17 protein-coding genes are annotated in these 18,628 nt (G+C 62.4%); 13 read left to right on the forward strand and 4 right to left on the reverse strand.

The window, feature by feature from the left end; genetic code table 11:
* Nucleotides 1-155: 155 nt before the first annotated feature.
* The gene (locus tag J2857_RS03155; RefSeq protein ID WP_210008504.1) at nucleotides 156-521 is read left to right on the forward strand and encodes a hypothetical protein; all 366 of its coding nucleotides are present in this window, start codon (nucleotides 156-158) and stop codon (nucleotides 519-521) included.
* Here J2857_RS03155 and J2857_RS03160 read toward each other — a convergent pair.
* The 3 genes from J2857_RS03160 to J2857_RS03170 are packed head-to-tail and all read right to left on the reverse strand — an operon-like array spanning nucleotide 505 to nucleotide 3,435.
* On the reverse strand, nucleotides 505-1,392 hold the full coding sequence (locus J2857_RS03160; protein WP_210008505.1) for an NAD-dependent epimerase/dehydratase family protein: 888 nt from the start codon (nucleotides 1,390-1,392) through the stop codon (nucleotides 505-507). The two genes, J2857_RS03155 and J2857_RS03160, sit on opposite strands and share 17 nt — an antisense overlap.
* Nucleotides 1,389-2,201, reverse strand: a complete 813-nt coding sequence (locus J2857_RS03165) for a glycosyltransferase (RefSeq protein WP_210008507.1) — start codon at nucleotides 2,199-2,201, stop codon at nucleotides 1,389-1,391. Before J2857_RS03165 ends, J2857_RS03160 begins: the two co-directional genes overlap by 4 nt.
* A 13-nt stretch (nucleotides 2,202-2,214) precedes the next feature.
* Nucleotides 2,215-3,435 carry an NAD-dependent epimerase/dehydratase family protein gene (locus J2857_RS03170; RefSeq protein WP_210008508.1) on the reverse strand — a complete coding sequence of 407 codons (1,221 nt, stop codon included), beginning with the start codon at nucleotides 3,433-3,435 and terminating at the stop codon, nucleotides 2,215-2,217.
* Between the two features lie 122 nt (nucleotides 3,436-3,557).
* Between J2857_RS03170 and ybgC the strand changes: the two genes are divergently transcribed.
* The gene (gene ybgC, locus J2857_RS03175) at nucleotides 3,558-4,025 is read left to right on the forward strand and encodes a tol-pal system-associated acyl-CoA thioesterase (protein WP_210008510.1); all 468 of its coding nucleotides are present in this window, start codon (nucleotides 3,558-3,560) and stop codon (nucleotides 4,023-4,025) included.
* Nucleotides 4,026-4,032: 7 nt separating this feature from the next.
* Here the strand turns inward: ybgC and J2857_RS03180 are convergent, their stop codons facing one another.
* Nucleotides 4,033-4,698, reverse strand: a complete 666-nt coding sequence (locus J2857_RS03180) for a lysozyme inhibitor LprI family protein (RefSeq protein ID WP_210008512.1) — start codon at nucleotides 4,696-4,698, stop codon at nucleotides 4,033-4,035.
* A gap of 363 nt (nucleotides 4,699-5,061) precedes the next feature.
* On the opposite strand from J2857_RS03180, the gene tolQ reads away from it, so the two are divergent.
* The 11 genes from tolQ to J2857_RS03235 all read left to right on the forward strand — a co-directional run bounded on the left by tolQ (nucleotide 5,062) and on the right by J2857_RS03235 (nucleotide 18,627).
* The gene (gene tolQ / locus J2857_RS03185; RefSeq protein ID WP_210008513.1) at nucleotides 5,062-5,781 is read left to right on the forward strand and encodes a protein TolQ; all 720 of its coding nucleotides are present in this window, start codon (nucleotides 5,062-5,064) and stop codon (nucleotides 5,779-5,781) included.
* Between the two features lie 29 nt (nucleotides 5,782-5,810).
* Nucleotides 5,811-6,263, forward strand: a complete 453-nt coding sequence (gene tolR / locus J2857_RS03190; protein ID WP_210008515.1) for a protein TolR — start codon at nucleotides 5,811-5,813, stop codon at nucleotides 6,261-6,263.
* A 10-nt stretch (nucleotides 6,264-6,273) separates the two neighbouring features.
* The gene (locus J2857_RS03195; RefSeq protein ID WP_210008516.1) at nucleotides 6,274-7,494 is read left to right on the forward strand and encodes a hypothetical protein; all 1,221 of its coding nucleotides are present in this window, start codon (nucleotides 6,274-6,276) and stop codon (nucleotides 7,492-7,494) included.
* An 84-nt stretch (nucleotides 7,495-7,578) separates the two neighbouring features.
* A complete protein-coding gene (tolB, locus tag J2857_RS03200; protein WP_210008518.1) occupies nucleotides 7,579-8,892 on the forward strand; it encodes a Tol-Pal system beta propeller repeat protein TolB in 1,314 nt (437 codons plus the stop codon).
* Nucleotides 8,893-9,064: 172 nt separating this feature from the next.
* On the forward strand, nucleotides 9,065-9,598 hold the full coding sequence (gene pal / locus J2857_RS03205; protein WP_210008520.1) for a peptidoglycan-associated lipoprotein Pal: 534 nt from the start codon (nucleotides 9,065-9,067) through the stop codon (nucleotides 9,596-9,598).
* Between the two features lie 175 nt (nucleotides 9,599-9,773).
* Nucleotides 9,774-10,826, forward strand: a complete 1,053-nt coding sequence (ybgF, locus tag J2857_RS03210) for a tol-pal system protein YbgF (RefSeq protein ID WP_210008521.1) — start codon at nucleotides 9,774-9,776, stop codon at nucleotides 10,824-10,826.
* Nucleotides 10,827-10,845: 19 nt separating this feature from the next.
* The gene (tilS, locus tag J2857_RS03215; protein WP_348635653.1) at nucleotides 10,846-12,207 is read left to right on the forward strand and encodes a tRNA lysidine(34) synthetase TilS; all 1,362 of its coding nucleotides are present in this window, start codon (nucleotides 10,846-10,848) and stop codon (nucleotides 12,205-12,207) included.
* Between the two features lie 103 nt (nucleotides 12,208-12,310).
* A complete protein-coding gene (gene ftsH, locus J2857_RS03220) occupies nucleotides 12,311-14,245 on the forward strand; it encodes an ATP-dependent zinc metalloprotease FtsH (RefSeq protein WP_210008523.1) in 1,935 nt (644 codons plus the stop codon).
* 229 nt (nucleotides 14,246-14,474) lie between these two features.
* The gene (gene glmM, locus J2857_RS03225) at nucleotides 14,475-15,827 is read left to right on the forward strand and encodes a phosphoglucosamine mutase (RefSeq protein ID WP_210008524.1); all 1,353 of its coding nucleotides are present in this window, start codon (nucleotides 14,475-14,477) and stop codon (nucleotides 15,825-15,827) included.
* Between the two features lie 601 nt (nucleotides 15,828-16,428).
* Nucleotides 16,429-17,265, forward strand: a complete 837-nt coding sequence (locus J2857_RS03230) for an outer membrane protein (protein WP_210008526.1) — start codon at nucleotides 16,429-16,431, stop codon at nucleotides 17,263-17,265.
* A gap of 183 nt (nucleotides 17,266-17,448) precedes the next feature.
* Nucleotides 17,449-18,627, forward strand: coding sequence for a phosphoserine transaminase (locus J2857_RS03235; RefSeq protein WP_210008527.1), 1,179 nt, complete (start codon nucleotides 17,449-17,451; stop codon nucleotides 18,625-18,627).
* Nucleotide 18,628: the final 1 nt, after the last annotated feature.

Genomic DNA, 18,628 nt, shown 5'->3' on the forward strand with positions numbered 1-18,628 from the left:
GGTTCTCGGTTGGGGAGCATCGGATGGGTGCTCCCCAACCGCCCGCATTCCGATTGGAACATCTGCCAGCGGCTTGCCGTTTCTCCACCGAAGGGAGAATGCCATGGAGAAGATCGATGTCGGAAACCAAGTCGAATGTGAACCGAGGAAGACCCATGGATAGCGAGATCCCCGATCACATTCCGCCCGCCGAAGTGGCGGAGGCGGCAGAGAAAGGCTTGAAACTGCGTTCGCAGTATCGTCGCGGTGGTACGATGGTCGGGGTGGCGCGAGCCCGCGACCTCAAGAACCGAAGATCGCTCTCGGAAAAGACGGTGCGACGGATGGTGAGCTATTTCTCGCGCCACAAGGCGGACAAGCGGGCCGAGAATTTTGGCGACGACGAAAATCCGTCGACCGGGTATATCGCCTGGCTGCTCTGGGGTGGCGATGCGGGCCAGAAATGGGCCGAGGAGCACAAGAAGGCGATCGAAAAGGCAAAGAACGAGGCAAAGATGCGGCGCTTCACGCAGTCGCATTGAGAGTTGTTGCAAGCTCCGCGATCGTCTGCCGCAAGAGCGGCGCGCCGCCCGGCTGCCAGCCGAGTGCTCTCAGTTTGTCAGTCGACATCACGTTGACCGCTCCACGATCTGCCGGCGGCGGCAGGTTGCGAGGGGGACCGGCCAGATAGCCGAGGATTTCGGCGGTGTCGGTCAGGATGTCCGACGCATTGAAGACCTGGCCGGCGATCCTGCCGGCCTCCGTTTCCAACATGAGGCGAACGGCGGCGGCGACATCGCGACCGTGGATTTCCGTTCCCGCACGCGAGGGTACCGGCCGACCTGCCAGGTGGTCCGCGAAGAGAGCACTCCATTTGTTGGGGCGCAGATTGCCGTAGACGCCGGTGAGCCGGAGAGACGAGGTGGCAAAGCCGGGGGCCGAGAGTGCCGCCAGTGCTCTCTCGGCACAGAGCTTGATCTCGCCGTAGAGGCCGTCCGGCTTCAAGGCCAGATCTTCGTCGAGCACCGTTCCGGCCGGTTGTCCGTCATAGACGGCCCTGCTCGACAGGAAGATCACTCGGCGGGTGCCGGCCTTCCTGGCGGTCTCGAACAGCTTTACCGTTCCATCGAGGTTCAGCCGGCGGAATCGATCGGCATCATCGCCTTCGCCGCCGCGGTATTTTCCCGGCAGATGGTCGAAGGCGGCGTGGACAAAGAAGTAGGCGTCGTCGAAGGCCTCGATCTGGTCCAGGGCGGGATCGAGTGAAAGGGGCACGAACTGCACGGGTTTGGTAAAAAAACCAGGCGCCGGCGGCCTCTGGCCTCCGACAATGACCGGATACCCGGCATCAAGCAGGCCTTCGACGATGTAGCGGCCAACCAAGCCTGTTCCGCCGGATATCAGCACCTTCATGGCGTCTCTCCCGGCTTCGGCAAGGTGGAGAGGGCGGGGATCTCGCGATCCTCGTAAAATGCATGCCAGAGGTCGATCAGCGGCCGCAACCGCTCGGCCTTCAGATGGTCCTTCTCCCAAGGCTTCTCATACTGGTAATGCAGCACGCCGATGCTCTCCCAGTTCCAGAGATCCGGCATGTTGAACCAGACATATTGCAGCATGTTCATGAAAACCGGCAGGCCGTGCCAATCCGGGAAGAAGCTCTCCAGAAACGTCTGGTCGGTGCGCCGCCAAAAGGCGTCCGGCCGGTCCAGCGCCGCGAGCATCCTGTCGAATGTCTCGTCGGAAGGTTTGGCGACGAAGACGCCGGAGTTCAGGCGGTGGAAGTCGGAGAGGTTCTCGTAGACGTTGGGGGCGGCGGAGAATTCCGGATAGGAAAACAGCTTGTCGATCGGGTTCAGCACCAGCGCATCGGCGTCAATGAAGACGCAGGTCTCGTATTCGGTGAGCTGCCAGAGCCTGAGCTTGCAGAAATTGTCGAGCGGCGTGTGAAAGTCCGGCTTGCGGCCCCTGGTGAAGGGGGCGGCGCCATGCAGGTTTTTTCGCGCATGCCGTTCGTTGAAGGCGTCGGAAAGGGGGAGGTGTTCGACCTCGATCAGCCGGCAACCGAGGTCTTCGAGCGGGGCAAGCGCATCGGTTTCGACGCCGCCGGTGCGGAGGACGACGATATCGGCCTCAGTGCCGGTGCGGCGGATGGAGCGCGCCAGCGCCGTTGCGCCCATGGCGTAGTCGGTATTGGTGACGAGGGTGACGAACGCGTTGGTCATGGGGTGGGGTGCCTCACGACACAGACTTCAACCTCACACCCTCCGGGTCATGTTCCACCTTCGCCGCAATATCCCTGGTCCAGGCGGAAACGGCCGGAACGCGTGATCTATCAACGCGATAGGCGTATTTCTTCGCGACGTCGACGATCTCGCCGAGCAGTCCCTCGCCGAGCGTTGTCGGTTCGAGACCGAGGCCGAGGAATTTTTCGTTTTTCACCACCAGCTCGTTTTCCGGCGCTTCCTTGCGCGGGTTGGGCAGCCATGCGATCCGCGAGCCGGTCATCGTCGAGATCATCTCGGCAAGATCGCGCACCCGGTGAGTCTCGGTCATCTGGTTGAAGATCTCGACGCGCCCGCCGCGGGCCGGCGGGTTGTTGAGCGCGATCTCGACGCAGCGGACCGAATCCTGGATGTGAATGAAGGCGCGTGTCTGGCCGCCGGTGCCATGGACGGTCAGCGGATAACCGATGGCCGCCTGGATGAGAAAACGATTCAAGACCGTCCCGTAATCCCCGTCATAGTCGAATCTATTGATCAATTGTGTGTGGCGGCGGGTCTGTCCGGTATGGGTGCCCCAGACGATGCCCTGATGCAGGTCGGTGATCCGCAATCCGTCATTCTTCGCGTAGAACTGGAAGAGCTGCTGATCGAGGCATTTGGTCATGTGGTAGATCGAGCCGGGATTGCTCGGATAGAGAATTTCCTGGGAGACGGTGCGGCCGTCGGCGGTCTCTATGCCGACCGGAAGGTAACCTTCCGGGATTGCCGCGCCGACCGTCGAATAGCCGTAGACGCCCATCGTCCCGAGATGGACGAGATGCGCGTCCAGATCCAGTTCCACCAGTGCGTTCAAGAGGTTGTGGGTGGCGTTTACATTGTTGCTGACGGTGTAGTTCTTGTGCCGGTCGCTCTTCATCGAATAGGGCGCCGCCCGCTGTTCGGCGAAATGGATGATGGCATCCGGGCGATGCTTTGAAAGCCAGCCCTTCAGGAGTTCGTAGTCCTTGGCGAGATCGATCAGGTGGAAATGGATGCGGCGCCCGGTTTCGGCATGCCAGATGCGGGTGCGTTCCTGGATCGAATCCATCGGCGTCAGCGACTGGACGCCAAGCTCGGTATCGATCCAGCGGCGAGAGAGGTTGTCGAGGATGTGGATATCGTGACCGGCGTCGGACAAGTGAAGCGATGTCGGCCAGCCGACGAAACCGTCACCGCCCAGGACTGCAATCTTCATGAGTTGGTCTCCACTGGTTTTCGACATATTTCCTGATAGGGAGGATATGTGACAGGACGTCAAAACTGGGGCGGCATTGCGCGCCTATCCAGTGGAGAGCTAGGAATTTCCAGGGCAAGGCCATGAAGGAATACAATTTTTTGTTATCGGGCGAGTTGATGGAAGGCGGCCATCGGCTGGCCCAGCGCGTCTATTATGAAGACACGGATTTTTCCGGCCTCGTCTACCACGCCCGCTATCTGCACTTCCTGGAACGCGGCCGCACCGACTATCTGCGCTGCCTAGGCTGCGAGCAGAGCGCGCTGCTTTCCGCCGACGAGGAGGGGCTGGTTTTTGTCGTCCACCGGATGGAGATCGACTTCAAGCAGCCGGCCCGCATGGACGACATCCTGATCATCCAGACGGTCACCGAAAAGGCGGGCGGCGCCAAGATGGTGCTCAGCCAGGAAATCCGCCGCGGCGACATGCTGCTGATCGCCGCGAAGGTGGTGATCGCCGTCATCAACAGGCACGGGCGTCCGCGCCGGCTGCCGGAAAGCGTGGCGGAAAAGTTTCTCGGGCGCCCGGTGGAACAGGTCAATCCAGTTTAGACGGGACCTACGGGCCGCCGCAGGCATGCTGCGAATCGGCCATCGCCCAGCTCTGGCCGGTGCGTGCATTGGTGACGAAATATTCGCGGCCCCGGTCGTCACCCGGCGGGCAGCGTTTGGGGATGGAAATCAGGCACATGGTCACCTTGTCGCCGGGCTTGGAGGCGATCAGCGCCTCTTCGCGGGCGTAGGAGACCTGGTAGCCCTCATTGGCGTATTCGATGCCGGTGCCGGCATTGTAGTCCTCGTCCTTGACGGGATCCTGCCCGACCCGCGGATGGACCGCGGTGACGTTGGTGACGGAGCATTGGCCGATCTTCGCGGGCAATGTGGGGGAGGGCTTGGCCCGCCCGCCCGCGATCGTACTGGCGGTGATGTCTGCCGGGATGCTCTTAGGCCCGCCGAGCTCTCCCAGGACCGCAACATAAGTGCTCAGAACGCAGGATCGGTCGGAGCCGCAGGCTGACCGGTCGCTGGTGAAGTCGCGCATAACCTGGCGGGTCTCCGCGCTTTTCTCCTGTTTTGCCTTTTCCTCGACCCGCGGAAGCATCGTGTCGAGCGCTGAAAGCAGGGGATCGTTGCAGACGATCAGTTCGTCAGGCGAGGGGACGCCCTTGCAGTCGAACGAGGCGGCATGGGCCGGCACCGCGATCAACATCGTCAAGGCTATCATCACTGCGCGCCACATGGTGTGCCCCCGGGAATCCGATTCTCACAGTGTCATAACCCGTGAATGAGAAAAAACTAAGTTGGAAGTTGCCGCCTTTCCTTGTTCCAACTTCAAGTGATCTGGGAACTCGCGATTGCAAGGTCTACCTAAACCTTTCGTTAACGATAATGGTGTCTTACTGAGACATGAGGAATTTGTGCAACGCACGCCTTCCTTTGACCAAAATTGAAAGCGAGAAGCCAAGCTTGAAGCTCAGGGTATCTTGGGGTTAGGGCTAAGCGCATCCGGCGATCAAAGACATACTCGCGAGAGCGCTTTTGAGCCGCCCGGTCCTTAAAGCCGGGCGTTTGGATTCGGGGATAGTAGATGGAACAGGTAGGTTTGGCGGCAGCGGCGAGCGAAGTAAGCCTCTGGTCGCTGTTCATGCAGGCTGGTCTGGTCGTCAAGCTGGTGATGGTCGGCCTTATCGGCGCATCGGTCTGGACCTGGGCGATCGTCATCGACAAATATATCAGCTTCGGCAAGGCCAGGCGCCAGTTCGACCAGTTCGAGCAGGTCTTCTGGTCCGGTCAGTCGCTGGAAGAACTTTACCGCACCCTGTCGGAGCGGACCAATACTGGTCTTGCGGCGATCTTCGTCGCCGCCATGCGCGAGTGGAAGAAGAGCTTCGAGCGCGGCGCGCGCTCGCCGATCGGCCTGCAGATGCGTATCGACCGGGCGATGGATGTCACCATGTCGCGCGAGGCCGAAACCTATGAGGCTCGCCTCGGTTCGCTGGCGACGATCGGTTCGGCCGGTCCGTTCATCGGCCTCTTCGGTACCGTCGTCGGCATCATGACCTCGTTCCAGGCCATCGCCGGTTCGAAGTCCACCAATCTCGCCGTCGTTGCACCGGGTATCGCCGAAGCGCTGCTCGCCACCGCGATCGGCCTGGTCGCCGCTATTCCAGCCGTCATCGCCTACAACAAGTTCACTGCCGATGCCGGCAAGCTTTCCGGCCGCATGGAAGGCTTCGCGGACGAGTTCTCGGCCATCCTGTCGCGCCAGATCGACGAGAAGCTGCAGCCGCGCCAGGCGGCGCAGTAAAGCCTTTCGGGCTCAAGGAGTAATATCTCATGGGTATGTCGGCCGGGGGAGCAAAATCGGGTGGCGGTCGTCGCAGGCGCGGCGGACGGCGCGGCGGTGCGATCAGCGAAATCAACGTGACGCCGCTCGTCGACGTCATGCTCGTGCTGCTCATCATCTTCATGGTAGCGGCACCGATGATGACCGTCGGCGTGCCGATCGACCTGCCTCAAACGCAGGCGAAGGCGATGAACGCCGATACCCAGCCGATCACCGTATCGGTCAATCCGAAGGGCGAAATCTATCTGCAGGAAACGCCGATCGCCCTCGAGGAGATCGTGCCGAAGCTCCAGGCGATTGCCACCACAGGCTATAACGAGCGTATCTACGTGCGCGGCGATACGACCGCGGCCTACGGGGTCGTCATGAAGGTCATGGCCCGCATCTCTTCTGCTGGGTACAAGAATATCGGCCTCGTGACCCTGCAGGAACAGGAGAAGTGATCGCGGCGCCATGAAGGTCAGTCTTGGCACATCGCTGGTCCTACACTCGCTGGTGCTCGGCTTGGCGCTTGTTTCGCTGAGCGCGCCCGCGTCTTTCAACGTGGCCGACGTGGACGCGCTTCCCGTCGACATCGTCTCCGTGGAATCGATCACCCAGACCCAGCAGGGTGACAAGAAGGCGCCTCCCAGCCAGAAGCCTTCGCCCAAGGAAACCAAGAACCAGAAGATCGTCGAGAACGCCCAGAACGCCGGCGAGAACAATGTCGACCTGAAGACACCTCCGACGCCGACCACCAAGCCGCAGCCGACCGAAACCACCGCGGCCCCGAAGCCGGTGGAACGGCCGACGCCTACCCCGACGCCGGAGCAGAACCAGGTCAAGGATATCGTCAAGGAAGAGACGGCTCCCAAGCCCACCGAGATGGCTGCCCTGCCGCAGCCCAAGCCGGAGATCACGCCTCCGAAGCCGGAACCTACTCCGCCGAAACCCGAGCCTACTCCGCCAAAGCCGGAGGCCGCCAAGCCGACCCCCGCGCCGGTGCAGGCCGAAAACGTGTCCGAAACCGGTGAACTGCCGCAAGCGGTTCCGACGCCCGCCTCCAGGCCGCAGCCGCCGAAGCCCGAACCGCCGAAGGAGCAGGCCAAGCCCGTTGAAAAGCCGGCCGAGACGAAGCCGGATACGGCCAAGGCAGCCGAGGCGGCCAAGACCGACAACAAGGCAACCGCATCCGTCAAGCCCTCCGACAAGAAGGAAGGCAAGCAGCAGGAAACCGCCAAGTCGTCGTCTTCCATGCAGAGCGATTTCAACGCCGACCAGATCGCAGCCCTCTTGAACAAGCAGGAGGCATCCGGTGGCGGTGCCAAGCGTTCCACCCAGGTGGCCGCCCGCGGCGATACCAAGACCATCGGCGTCGGCCTGAGCTCCAGCGAGATCGACAACGTCAAGGGGCAGATCCAGGGCAACTGGGCGCTCGTCGGCGGTTTGACCGGCGTCTCGGAAGTGCGGGTGAAGATCAGGGTGCAGCTCGACCAGTCCGGCAATATCGTCGGCGAGCCGGAGGTGACGGCGACCGGCGGTCCGGAAGGAACCCGGCGTGCGGTCGAAGGCAGCACACTCCGTGCCCTCAAAAAATCCGCTCCGCTCAAGAATTTGCCGCTCGAAAAATACCAGGGCGAAAAGGGCTGGAATGTTTTGGTGCTGAACTTCGATCCGTCGGAGTTCGCATTGTGAGCCGGCAGGTATGGAACCGATGCAGAAACAGATGAAACGGAACCTGCCCCGAAACTCCCGTATTAAGCTGAAAGGCTTGTTTCAATGATCAAGAGTTCTTTTTTTCGCGCCGTGATGGTGGCCGCGGGGATGTTCACGGCATTGATGGCCGCGACCCCGGCCAACGCTGTCGTCGAGATCAACATCAACAAGGGCAATATTCAGCCGCTGCCGATCGCAGTGACGGATTTCCTGTCGAACAACGATCTCGGCCCGCAGATTTCCCAGGTGATTGCCGCAGACCTGCAGCGCTCCGGGCTTTTCGCGCCGATCAACAAGCAAGCCTTCATCGAAAAGATCGCCGATCCCAACAAGGCGCCGCGTTTCGAGGACTGGAAGGTCATCAATGCGCAGGCGCTGGTGACAGGCCGCATCACCCGCGAAGGCGACGGGCGCCTGCGCGCCGAGTTCCGCCTGTGGGATACGTTTGCCGGCAGCCAGATGACCGGCCAGCAGTTCTTCACCCAGCCGGAAAACTGGCGCCGCGTCGCACATATCATCGCCGATGCGATCTACAAGCAGATCACCGGCGAGAACGGCTATTTCGACACCCGCGTCGTGTTCGTCTCGGAAAGCGGGCCGAAGACCGCCCGCCAGCGTCAGCTGGCGATCATGGACCAGGACGGCTTCAACGTCCGCATGCTGACCAACACCAAGGATATCGTGCTGACGCCGCGCTTTTCGCCGAGCCGGCAGGAAGTCACCTACATGTCGTTCGAGGGCAACCAGCCCCGGGTCTACCTGCTGCAGCTGGAGACCGGGCAGCGCGAAGTGGTCGGCAATTTCCCAGGCATGACGTTCTCGCCGCGATTCTCTCCGGATGGCCAGAAGGTGATCATGAGCCTGCAGCAGGAAGGCAATTCCAACATCTATACGATGGACCTGCGCTCGCGCACCACGACGCGGCTCACCTCCACCGCCGCGATCGACACTTCGCCTTCCTATGCGCCGGATGGCGGTCGCATCGCCTTTGAAAGCGACCGCGGCGGCCGCCCGCAGATCTACGTGATGAATGCCGACGGCTCCGGCCAGACCCGCATCTCCTTCGGCGACGGCTCCTATTCGACGCCGGTCTGGTCGCCGCGCGGCGATCTGATCGCCTTCACCAAGCAGTCGGGCGGCAAGTTCTCGATCGGCGTCATGAAGCCGGACGGTTCGGGCGAACGCATCCTGACCAGCGGCTTCCACAACGAGGGCCCGACCTGGGCGCCGAACGGCCGCGTGCTGATGTTCTTCCGCCAGAATGCCGGCGCCGGTGGCCCGCAGCTCTATTCCATCGACCTGACCGGCTATAACGAACTCCAGGTCAAGACGCCGTCCTACGGCTCGGACCCGGCGTGGTCGCCGCTGCTCGAATAGGGCATTTGGGCAAAAGAGGCAGTTTTGCGCCTCTTTCCCGCCTCAATCTGCTGAAAATGAACGAAAAGGGACATCGGGAATATTTTGTTAACCATAAGAATTTGATCATGGTTAACCCAACCCGGTTAGAATCTGGAAACTCTGAAAGTTACTGATCAAGGAGAGACCGGCCATGAGCCGCATCGATACTTCGGCGATGAGCCGCATGCAGATCCTCGCCCGCAATCCTGCCGTCATCGCACTGACGCTGGCGCTTGTGCTCGCCGGCTGCGCCAACAAGAAGAACCTGCCGAACAATGCCGGTGAGCTCGGCCTCAACGGTGCGGGCGCCGCAACGCCCGGCTCGACACAGGACTTCACCGTCAATGTCGGCGACCGCATCTTCTTCGACACCGACAGCACCTCGATCCGTGCCGATGCCCAGCAAACGCTCGACCGTCAGGCGCAGTGGCTGGCGCGTTATCCGAACTACGCGATCACCGTCGAAGGCCATGCCGACGAACGCGGCACGCGCGAATACAATCTGGCGCTCGGCGCCCGCCGTGCCGCCGCCACCAAGGAATATCTCGCCTCGCGCGGCGTTCCGGCGAATCGCATGAAGACCATCTCCTACGGCAAGGAACGCCCGGTTGCCGTCTGTGACGACATCTCCTGCTGGTCGCAGAACCGTCGCGCCGTCACCGTTCTCGGCGGCGCCGGCATGTGATCCGAGCAACAGCTCGAGAATAAAAGGCGGTCTTCGGGCCGCCTTTTTGTTTTTTCCATAGTTTAGCCCTGTTTTCCGGGATTTTTGACAGGGAGCTCGGTTGCTTTTTGCCGGCAGTTGGAAAAATCTCCTCTCGCGCCAATCCGGCGCAGACTAAAGAGCAGGACGGACAACGATGAAGAAACTTGTCTTGGCAGCAATGCTGGGGCTGATGGCGACGAGCGCCCCGGCCGGGGCTTGGTCGCTGCCGAAACTCTTCCAGGGCAGCAATCAGCCTGCTGCGGAACAGCCGCGGGAAACCACTCCGCCCCCGGTCATTCTGGCGCAGAGTAATGAGGCCGTCCGTATCCAGCAGCTCCAGGAAGAGGTCCGCCAGTTGAACGGCCGGATCGAGGAAATGAGTTTTCAGCTGCTGCAGATGCAGGAGCAGCTGCGCAAGACGCAGGAAGACAACGAATTCCGCTTCCAGGACCTGGAAAAGAAGAAGCGCACCGAAGCAGACGACACGACCGGGAAACCGGCCGTGGCGTCCAACCGTGCTCCCGCCGGCCAGCCCCCGTTGCCGCAGGCGACTGCTCCTGCCCAATCCTCCGACGATGTCGCACGGATCATCGAATCGCCGTCCGGTCAGGGCGTCGGCGGGGCGACACCGGGCCGCGCGCCGCCTCCGACGACGCTCGGTTCGATGGATATCGACCAGAACGGCAATCCGCGTGGCGCCAGCCGCAACGACCGGGCCAACAATGCCGCCGGGCTTCCGGGCGTCGATACCGGCCCGCAGGTTTCCGGAAAGACGCCGACGGCGCCGACGGGCAGAACCGATCCCCAGCAGACCGCCTCGCTCGGCAGCGAGAACGATGCCTATCAGACCGCCTACAACCATGTCCTGGCCGGCGACTATCCGCTCGCCGAAAAAGAATTCAACGGCTATCTGGCCGCCTATCCGAAGGGCGCCAAGGTGGCGGATGCGAGCTTCTGGCTCGGCGAATCGCAGTATTCCCAGGGAAAATACAACGACGCCGCCAAGACCTTCCTCAACGCGCACCAGACCTACGGCAAATCGCCCAAGGCGCCGGAAATGCTGCTGAAGCTCGGCATGTCGCTTGCCGCACTCGACAATACCGACACGGCCTGCGCAACCCTCAAGGAAGTCACCCGGCGTTATCCGAGCGCGCCCAAGGCCGTGCTTGCCAAGGTAGGCAGCGAACAGAAGCGCCTCGCCTGCTGATCCGCGGCGTCGTTTTCTGGTGACCGCTGAGCCGAAAATCCTGTCGCCTGAACAGGCGGCCGAGCGGTTGATCGCCGATATCGCCAGACCCGCCCGCCTTCTCGTCGCAATTTCCGGGGGCAGCGATTCCTGCGGGCTACTGGTAGCCCTTTCCAAATTCAATCCCGCTGGTTCCGGCCTGTCGCTTTTCGCGGCGACGGTCGATCATGGGCTGAGGCCCGAATCCGCAGGCGAGGCGCAGGCCGTCGCTGCCCTTTGCGCCAAACTCGGCATCCCCCATTTCGTCCGCCGGTGGGAGGAGGAAAAGCCCCGGACCGGCGTTTCCGCCGCAGCCCGCGAGGCACGCTACCGGCTGCTGGTGGACGTCGCCGACGAGATCGATGCGACCGCCATTCTCACCGGCCACACGCGCGACGATCAGGCCGAAACGATTGCCATGCGGGCCGCTCGCGGCGAGGGCGAGGAGAATCCGGGCCTTGCCGGCATGGCGCCGGCAGTGCTTCTCGACAGCCGCCGCTGGCTGCTCAGGCCATTTCTCAGCAGCCGCCGGTCCGATATCCGCGCTTTCCTGACGAAAGAGGGACAGGGCTGGATCGACGACCCCAGCAATGTCGACCCGCACTACGAGCGGGTGAGGGTCCGCGGGCGGCTGGCGCCGGAAAGCCCGTTCGATGCCGCCGCCCAGGCCATGGCCGCCACGCGGCGCATCAAGCTTTCCGACGAGGCGGCGCGGCTTCTCCGGGAGCATGTGACGATCGCCCAAGGTGTTTTGGGGCATATCGATCGCGCGGGGCTGCAAGGGGATGCGGCGTCACGCCGTCATGCGCTGTCGTTCCTTGCCGCGGTGCTCGGGGGCAGGGCACATGCGCTCGGGAGCGACAGCATGGACCGGGTGATGGCCTTCCTCGACGGCGGCCAGCCGGGCCGCATCACCGCCGGCCGGGTGATCTTCGACCGGCGCCGCGACGGGCTTTATCTCGTCCGTGAAAACCGCGGCATACTGCCGCTGCACATTCCCTCGGGCAATACGGCGACCTGGGACGGTCGCTACCGCATCACGAACGCCGGCCCGGACGAGATCATCGTCGGCCCGACCGCTCCGGATCGCGACGAGGCATTGGCGCTGTTTCCCGGCGTGCCGCCCGCGATCGCCATGCGCGCCGTGGCGGCGATGCCTTTCATCGAAGCCAATGCCCTCCTTTCGACGGAGGATGGCGATAACAAAGGAATGGCCGAACGAAGTATCGTTCGCCCGCTGCTTGCGCCTTTCGACCGCTTTTTGCCGCAGTTCGAGCTTAGATTTGGCATCGAGTTAGCGGTTTTGCTCGGATGCGACGGTTTTCCCCGGCTGCCAGTTAAGGATTCCTCGCGGAAAAGGTAGGCGGCGGCTCCGGTTCGCCTTGGCAAGGACTTGCCGCAACCCTATGTTATGCGGCAAGCAAGGCGGCCGCCAAGAAGCTGGCCGTCGCAGTCCGGGGAGTTCAATGAACCCAAACTTTCGTAATATCGCCCTCTGGGTCATCATAGCCCTCCTGCTGGTCGCATTGTTCAGCATGTTCCAGACGGCACCGTCGCAGACCACCTCGCGTGAGGTCCCCTATTCGCAGTTCCTGCGGGATGTGGATTCGGGACGAGTGCGGGATGTCGTCGTCACGGGCAACCGGGTGCTTGGCACCTACAATGAAAACGGCTCGGGGTTTCAGACCTATTCGCCCGTCATCGACGATAGTTTGATGGATCGGCTGCAGGCCAAGAACGTCACCATCGTCGCGCGTCCGGAAACGGACGGATCCTCGGGTTTCCTCAGCTATCTCGGCACGTTGCTGCCCATGCTGCTCATCCTCGGCGTCTGGCTGTTCTTCATGCGGCAGATGCAAGGCGGTTCGCGCGGCGCGATGGGCTTCGGCAAATCCAAGGCCAAGCTTTTGACCGAAGCGCATGGCCGCGTTACGTTTGAGGACGTCGCCGGTGTCGATGAAGCCAAGCAGGATCTCGAAGAAATCGTCGAATTCCTGCGCGATCCGCAGAAATTCCAGCGCCTCGGCGGCCGCATCCCGCGCGGCGTGCTGCTTGTCGGTCCTCCGGGCACCGGTAAGACGTTGCTCGCCCGTGCGATTGCCGGCGAAGCCAACGTTCCCTTCTTCACCATTTCCGGTTCCGACTTCGTCGAAATGTTCGTCGGCGTCGGTGCAAGCCGCGTTCGCGACATGTTCGAGCAGGCGAAGAAGAATGCGCCCTGCATCATCTTCATCGACGAAATCGACGCGGTCGGCCGTCATCGTGGCGCCGGTCTCGGCGGTGGTAACGACGAACGCGAACAGACCCTCAATCAGCTCCTCGTCGAGATGGACGGTTTCGAAGCCAATGAAGGCATCATCCTGATCGCCGCGACCAACCGTCCCGACGTTCTCGACCCGGCGCTGCTGCGTCCAGGCCGTTTCGACCGTCAGGTCGTCGTGCCGAACCCGGATATCGTCGGCCGCGAGCGCATCCTCAAGGTACACGCCCGCAACGTGCCGCTGGCTCCGAATGTCGACCTCAAGGTCCTGGCCCGTGGTACGCCCGGCTTCTCGGGCGCGGACCTCATGAACCTCGTCAACGAAGCCGCCCTGATGGCGGCGCGCCGCAACAAGCGCATGGTCACCATGAGCGAGTTCGAAGATGCCAAGGACAAGATCATGATGGGCGCCGAGCGCCGCTCGTCGGCCATGACCGAAGCGGAAAAGAAGCTCACCGCCTATCACGAAGCCGGCCACGCCACGACCGCGATCAACGTGCCTGTCGCCGATCCGCTGCATAAGGCGACCATCATTCCGCGCGGCCGCGCGCTTGGCATGGTCATGCAGTTGCCTGAAGGCGACCGCTACTCGATGAGCTACAAGTGGATGGTTTCGCGTCTGGTCATCATGATGGGCGGCCGCGTCGCCGAGGAGTTGACCTTCGGCAAGGAAAACATCACCTCCGGCGCATCCTCGGACATCGAGCAGGCGACCAAGCTTGCACGCGCGATGGTCACCCAGTGGGGCTTTTCCGACATGCTCGGCCAGGTCGCCTATGGCGAGAACCAGCAGGAAGTCTTCCTCGGTCATTCCGTCTCGCAATCGAAGAACGTCTCGGAATCGACTGCCCAGAAGATCGACACCGAGGTTCGCCGCCTGATCGACGAAGCCTATACCGAGGCGCGCCGCATTCTTACCGAGAAGCACGACGACTTCGTCGCGATTGCCGAAGGCCTGCTCGAATACGAGACGCTTTCGGGCGAGGAGATCAAGGCGCTGATCAAGGGCCATAAGCCGTCGCGCGATCTCGGCGACGATGCGCCGCCGACCCGTGGTTCGGCTGTTCCCTCGGCTGGCTCCAAGAAGGACGAGTCGAAGGGCGGAGAGCCGGAAAGCGGTCTGGAACCGCAGCCGCACTGACCCAGGCTATTGCATTAAAAAGCCGCCGTGGAGCGATCCGCGGCGGCTTTTGCTTGGAAGAGTTTATTTATTAGTAACGGGATATAATCGATTTTGACGCTAATTTATGTGCTTGTGCCGTTGATCTATGGCATGAGCCAAGCTTCAGGCCGGTTTTACCGTCTAACGTACTGCGGGTTCGATCCCTGCAAGGACCGCGACGTTCAGGCGCGATGACGAAGGAGCTTATATGACACGCCGCTATTTTGGCACCGATGGCATTCGCGGACAGTCCAACATCCATCCGATGACGCCGGATCTGGCGATGCGCGTCGGCATTGCCGTCGGCACGATCTTCCGCAACGGCAATCACCGCCATCGGGTGGTGATCGGCAAGGATACGCGTCTCTCCGGCTACATGCTGGAAAATGCCATGGTCGCGGGTTTTACCGCCGCCGGCCTCGACGTCTTCCTGCTCGGGCCGATCCCGACGCCGGCCGTCGCCATGCTCACCCGGTCGCTGCGCGCCGATGTCGGCGTGATGATCTCTGCCTCGCACAATCCTTATGAGGACAACGGCATCAAGCTGTTCGGCCCGGACGGCTACAAGCTCTCCGATGAACTGGAGATGCGCATCGAGGACCTGCTCGACAGCGACCTGCATTCGCAGCTCGCCAAGTCCGGCGATATCGGCCGGGCGAAGCGCGTCGAGGGCGACATCTACCGCTATATCGAACATGTGAAGCGCACGCTGCCGCGCGACGTTACCCTGCACGGATTGCGCGTCGCGATCGATTGCGCCAATGGCGCGGCCTACAAGGTGGCACCGCTGGCGCTCTGGGAACTCGGGGCCGAGGTGGTGACGATCGGCAACGAGCCGAATGGCACGAACATCAATCTCGATTGCGGCTCGACCAGCCCGGAAGCGCTGCAGAAGAAGGTGCATGAAGTGCGCGCCGATATCGGCATCGCGCTCGATGGCGATGCGGACCGCGTCATCATCGTCGACGAGCGCGGCGAGATCGTCGATGGCGACCAGCTGATGGCCGTGATCGCCGAGAGCTGGGCCGAGGACCAGAAGCTGAAAGGCGGCGGCATCGTTGCGACCGTGATGTCCAATCTCGGCCTTGAACGTTTCCTCAACGGCAAGGGCCTGGACCTGGCGCGCACCAAGGTCGGCGACCGCTATGTGGTCGAGCATATGCGCACGCACGATTTCAACGTCGGCGGCGAACAGTCCGGCCATATCGTACTCTCCGATTTCGGCACGACCGGTGACGGCCTCGTCGCCGGCCTGCAGGTTCTGGCGCGGGCGAAGCGGCTCGGCCGGCCGATCAGCGAGATCTGCCGTCGTTTCGATCCCGTGCCGCAGCTTTTGAAAAATGTCCGCTTCCAGGGCGGCAAGCCGCTGGAGGACAATGTCGTGCGTCAGGCGATTGCCGACGCGGAAGCCGAGCTTGCCGCCAAGGGCCGCCTGGTGATCCGCCCGTCCGGCACCGAGCCGCTGATCCGGGTGATGGCGGAGGGCGACGACCGGGGGCAGATCGAGCGCATCGTCGACGGTCTGGTCGGCGTCATCGCCAATGTCCGCAACGCGGCCTGAAACCGGCAGATGTATTGATCTCCGTGCGGGGCAGGGAAACTGCCCCGTTTCCGTGTGGTCTATTCCAGGCGGCGAATGAGGCCGAGAGAATTGCATTCAATTGCGCCGGCCGTTCCATCGGCACACCATTGCCGCGATCTCCAGAGCGCATGATCCTCCGACCGGGCAGCCGACGACGACGAGGCGGTTGCTGTTGGCGACCTTCAGGGCGCTTCGAGCCCCATTCCTCGATGGTTTCCCGGGCCTCACAGTGTCGGCGCATGGGGCCGTCCGGGCATGAGGTCGAGTTGGTCTGTCCGGATCGGGCGATCGAGGGGAGGCGCGTGCAGCAGAAACAATTCACGTTTTTCGTCCGAGCCCATCGCAGTCCGCCATGACGTTGTCGAAAAAGAAGACTGATCGCTGGTGTCCTGCTGGTCGCTGGCGTCTTGCTGCGGAGAGACCGCCGGAGACTGTCGGCTTTTTCAGTTTTAGGAAAACGCCCGGTAAACGAGCATGGTTAAGCGAGACTTAACCTTTGTCGATCATCATCCTCGGCGGATCAACCCGTTGGCTGCCCGCTTTGCATGCCATACGCGATACGAGCTTTGGAGATGAACCCATGAGAAAGTTGCTGGCCAGCGCTTTTGCGCTGACACTGACGGTGAGCGCCGCCAATTCCGCCGATCTCTACCAGCCGCAGCCGGAGCCCTATCAGGATGCGCCGGAAGTGACCGTCCAGGAGGCTACCGGCTGGTACCTTCGCGGTGACGTCGGTTATTCCTTCAAGAAGTCGCGCGGCACCGAATTCTACCAGGGCACCGGCACGCCCGGCGTGGCGATCGCCGAATTCGGGCGTTCCGATCTGCGCGATGCCTTTACGCTCGGGGGCGGTGTCGGTTACCAGATCAACAGCTACCTGCGCACCGACGTCACCCTCGACTACATGTTCAACAGCAAGTTCCGTGGTTCCACGTCCGGCAGTTGCGGTGTCGCCGCCGCGTGTACCTCGACCGACCTGGCCTCGATGCACGCCTATTCGCTTATGGCCAACGCCTATGTCGATCTCGGCACTTACGGCTACTTCACACCTTACGTCGGTGGCGGTATCGGCGGCACCTACGTCAAGTGGTCGAACCTGCGCAACACGTCCTGCGCCGACAGCGGCGCGGGTTGCGACCCGGAAGTCACGCATGGCGGCGAAAAGAGCTGGCGCTTCACCTATGCGCTCATGGCCGGCGCATCGATCGACGTCACCTGCAACGTCAAGGCCGATGTCGGCTACCGCTTCCGCCATGTCACGGGTGGCGACATGTTCGGTTACTCAACGGGCGGCGGCCCGGGCAAGGACAAGGGTTTCTATTCGCATGAAGCCCGCGTCGGCGCCCGCTACATCTTCGGCGGCTGCGACACGCCGCCGGCTTACGAGCCCCCGCCGCAGCCGATCGTCTACAAGTAAGCTTCTTCCATCTCCAAGCGAAAGCCGCCTCCGGGCGGCTTTTTGCGTTTCGCGTGACAAAGCTGCGGCAGAAATTTATCCGAGAGCGACATCACCCGCTTGACTGTGAAAGCGGACAGGCATATCCACGGCGGCGGGACACCTCTCCCCAACGAGAGGCCATCTATCTGGAAGGATAGCCATATGGCAAACGCCGCAAAGCCGGACCTGCGTCCGAACAATACCCACTTTTCTTCTGGCCCTTGCTCGAAGCGCCCCGGTTGGTCGCTCGAAGCGCTCTCCGATGCTCCGCTCGGTCGCTCGCACCGCGCCAAGGTCGGCAAGGCGAAGCTCAAGCAGGCCATCGACCTCACCCGTGAAATTCTGAACGTGCCGGCGGATTACCGCATCGGCATCGTGCCGGCTTCCGATACCGGCGCCGTCGAAATGGCGCTCTGGTCGCTGCTCGGCGAGCGCGGCGTCGACATGCTGTCCTGGGAAAGCTTTGGCGCCGGCTGGGTCACCGACGTCGTCAAGCAGCTCAAGCTCAAGGACGTCCGCAAGATCGAAGCCGGCTACGGCCTGCTTCCGGACCTTTCCACGGTCGATTTCGACCGTGACGTGGTCTTCACCTGGAACGGCACCACCTCGGGCGTCCGCGTTCCGAACGCCGACTTCATCCCGGCAGACCGCAAGGGCCTGACGATCTGCGACGCCACCTCGGCGGCGTTTGCGCAGGACATGGATTTTGCCAAGCTCGACGTCGTCACCTTCTCCTGGCAGAAGGTTCTGGGCGGCGAGGGCGGTCACGGCATGCTGATCCTTTCCCCGCGCGCTGTCGAGCGGCTGCAGACCTACGTTCCGGCCTGGCCGCTGCCAAAAATCTTCCGCCTCACCTCGGGCGGCAAGCTGATCGAAGGCATCTTCGTCGGCGAGACGATCAACACGCCGTCGATGCTCTGCGTCGAGGACTATATCGACGCGCTGCAGTGGGCAAAGTCGGTCGGCGGCCTTGAAGGCCTGATCGCCCGCGCCGATGCCAATGCCAAGGTCATCCACGATTTCGTGGCCGCCAATGCCTGGATCGACAACCTCGCCGTCGACCCGGCGACGCGCTCCAACACCTCGGTCTGCCTGAAGATCGCCGACGCAGATGTCGCCGCTCTTGATGCCGACGCGCAGGAAGCCTTTGCCAAGGGCATGGTGTCTATCCTCGAAAAGGAAGGCGTCGCGCTTGATATCGGGGCCTATCGCGATGCGCCGTCCGGCCTTCGCATCTGGGCGGGCGCTACGATCGACGCGGCCGACATGAAGGCTCTGATGCCGTGGCTCACCTATGCTTTCGAAACGCAGAAGGCTGCGCTTTCCAAGGCCGCCGCTTAAA

The sequence above is a fragment of the Neorhizobium galegae genome, assembly GCF_017877055.1.
GTDB lineage: Bacteria > Pseudomonadota > Alphaproteobacteria > Rhizobiales > Rhizobiaceae > Neorhizobium > Neorhizobium galegae_D.

What these genes read in the sequence shown, in the direction of transcription:
- J2857_RS03155 (WP_210008504.1), top strand. Translation starts at nt 156, where the DNA reads ATGGATAGCGAGATCCCCGATCACATTCCGCCCGCCGAAGTGGCGGAG.
- J2857_RS03160 (WP_210008505.1), bottom strand. Translation starts at nt 1,392, where the DNA reads ATGAAGGTGCTGATATCCGGCGGAACAGGCTTGGTTGGCCGCTACATC.
- J2857_RS03165 (WP_210008507.1), bottom strand. Translation starts at nt 2,201, where the DNA reads ATGACCAACGCGTTCGTCACCCTCGTCACCAATACCGACTACGCCATG.
- J2857_RS03170 (WP_210008508.1), bottom strand. Translation starts at nt 3,435, where the DNA reads ATGAAGATTGCAGTCCTGGGCGGTGACGGTTTCGTCGGCTGGCCGACA.
- ybgC (WP_210008510.1), top strand. Translation starts at nt 3,558, where the DNA reads ATGAAGGAATACAATTTTTTGTTATCGGGCGAGTTGATGGAAGGCGGC.
- J2857_RS03180 (WP_210008512.1), bottom strand. Translation starts at nt 4,698, where the DNA reads ATGATAGCCTTGACGATGTTGATCGCGGTGCCGGCCCATGCCGCCTCG.
- tolQ (WP_210008513.1), top strand. Translation starts at nt 5,062, where the DNA reads ATGGAACAGGTAGGTTTGGCGGCAGCGGCGAGCGAAGTAAGCCTCTGG.
- tolR (WP_210008515.1), top strand. Translation starts at nt 5,811, where the DNA reads ATGGGTATGTCGGCCGGGGGAGCAAAATCGGGTGGCGGTCGTCGCAGG.
- J2857_RS03195 (WP_210008516.1), top strand. Translation starts at nt 6,274, where the DNA reads ATGAAGGTCAGTCTTGGCACATCGCTGGTCCTACACTCGCTGGTGCTC.
- tolB (WP_210008518.1), top strand. Translation starts at nt 7,579, where the DNA reads ATGATCAAGAGTTCTTTTTTTCGCGCCGTGATGGTGGCCGCGGGGATG.
- pal (WP_210008520.1), top strand. Translation starts at nt 9,065, where the DNA reads ATGAGCCGCATCGATACTTCGGCGATGAGCCGCATGCAGATCCTCGCC.
- ybgF (WP_210008521.1), top strand. Translation starts at nt 9,774, where the DNA reads ATGAAGAAACTTGTCTTGGCAGCAATGCTGGGGCTGATGGCGACGAGC.
- ftsH (WP_210008523.1), top strand. Translation starts at nt 12,311, where the DNA reads ATGAACCCAAACTTTCGTAATATCGCCCTCTGGGTCATCATAGCCCTC.
- glmM (WP_210008524.1), top strand. Translation starts at nt 14,475, where the DNA reads ATGACACGCCGCTATTTTGGCACCGATGGCATTCGCGGACAGTCCAAC.
- J2857_RS03230 (WP_210008526.1), top strand. Translation starts at nt 16,429, where the DNA reads ATGAGAAAGTTGCTGGCCAGCGCTTTTGCGCTGACACTGACGGTGAGC.
- J2857_RS03235 (WP_210008527.1), top strand. Translation starts at nt 17,449, where the DNA reads ATGGCAAACGCCGCAAAGCCGGACCTGCGTCCGAACAATACCCACTTT.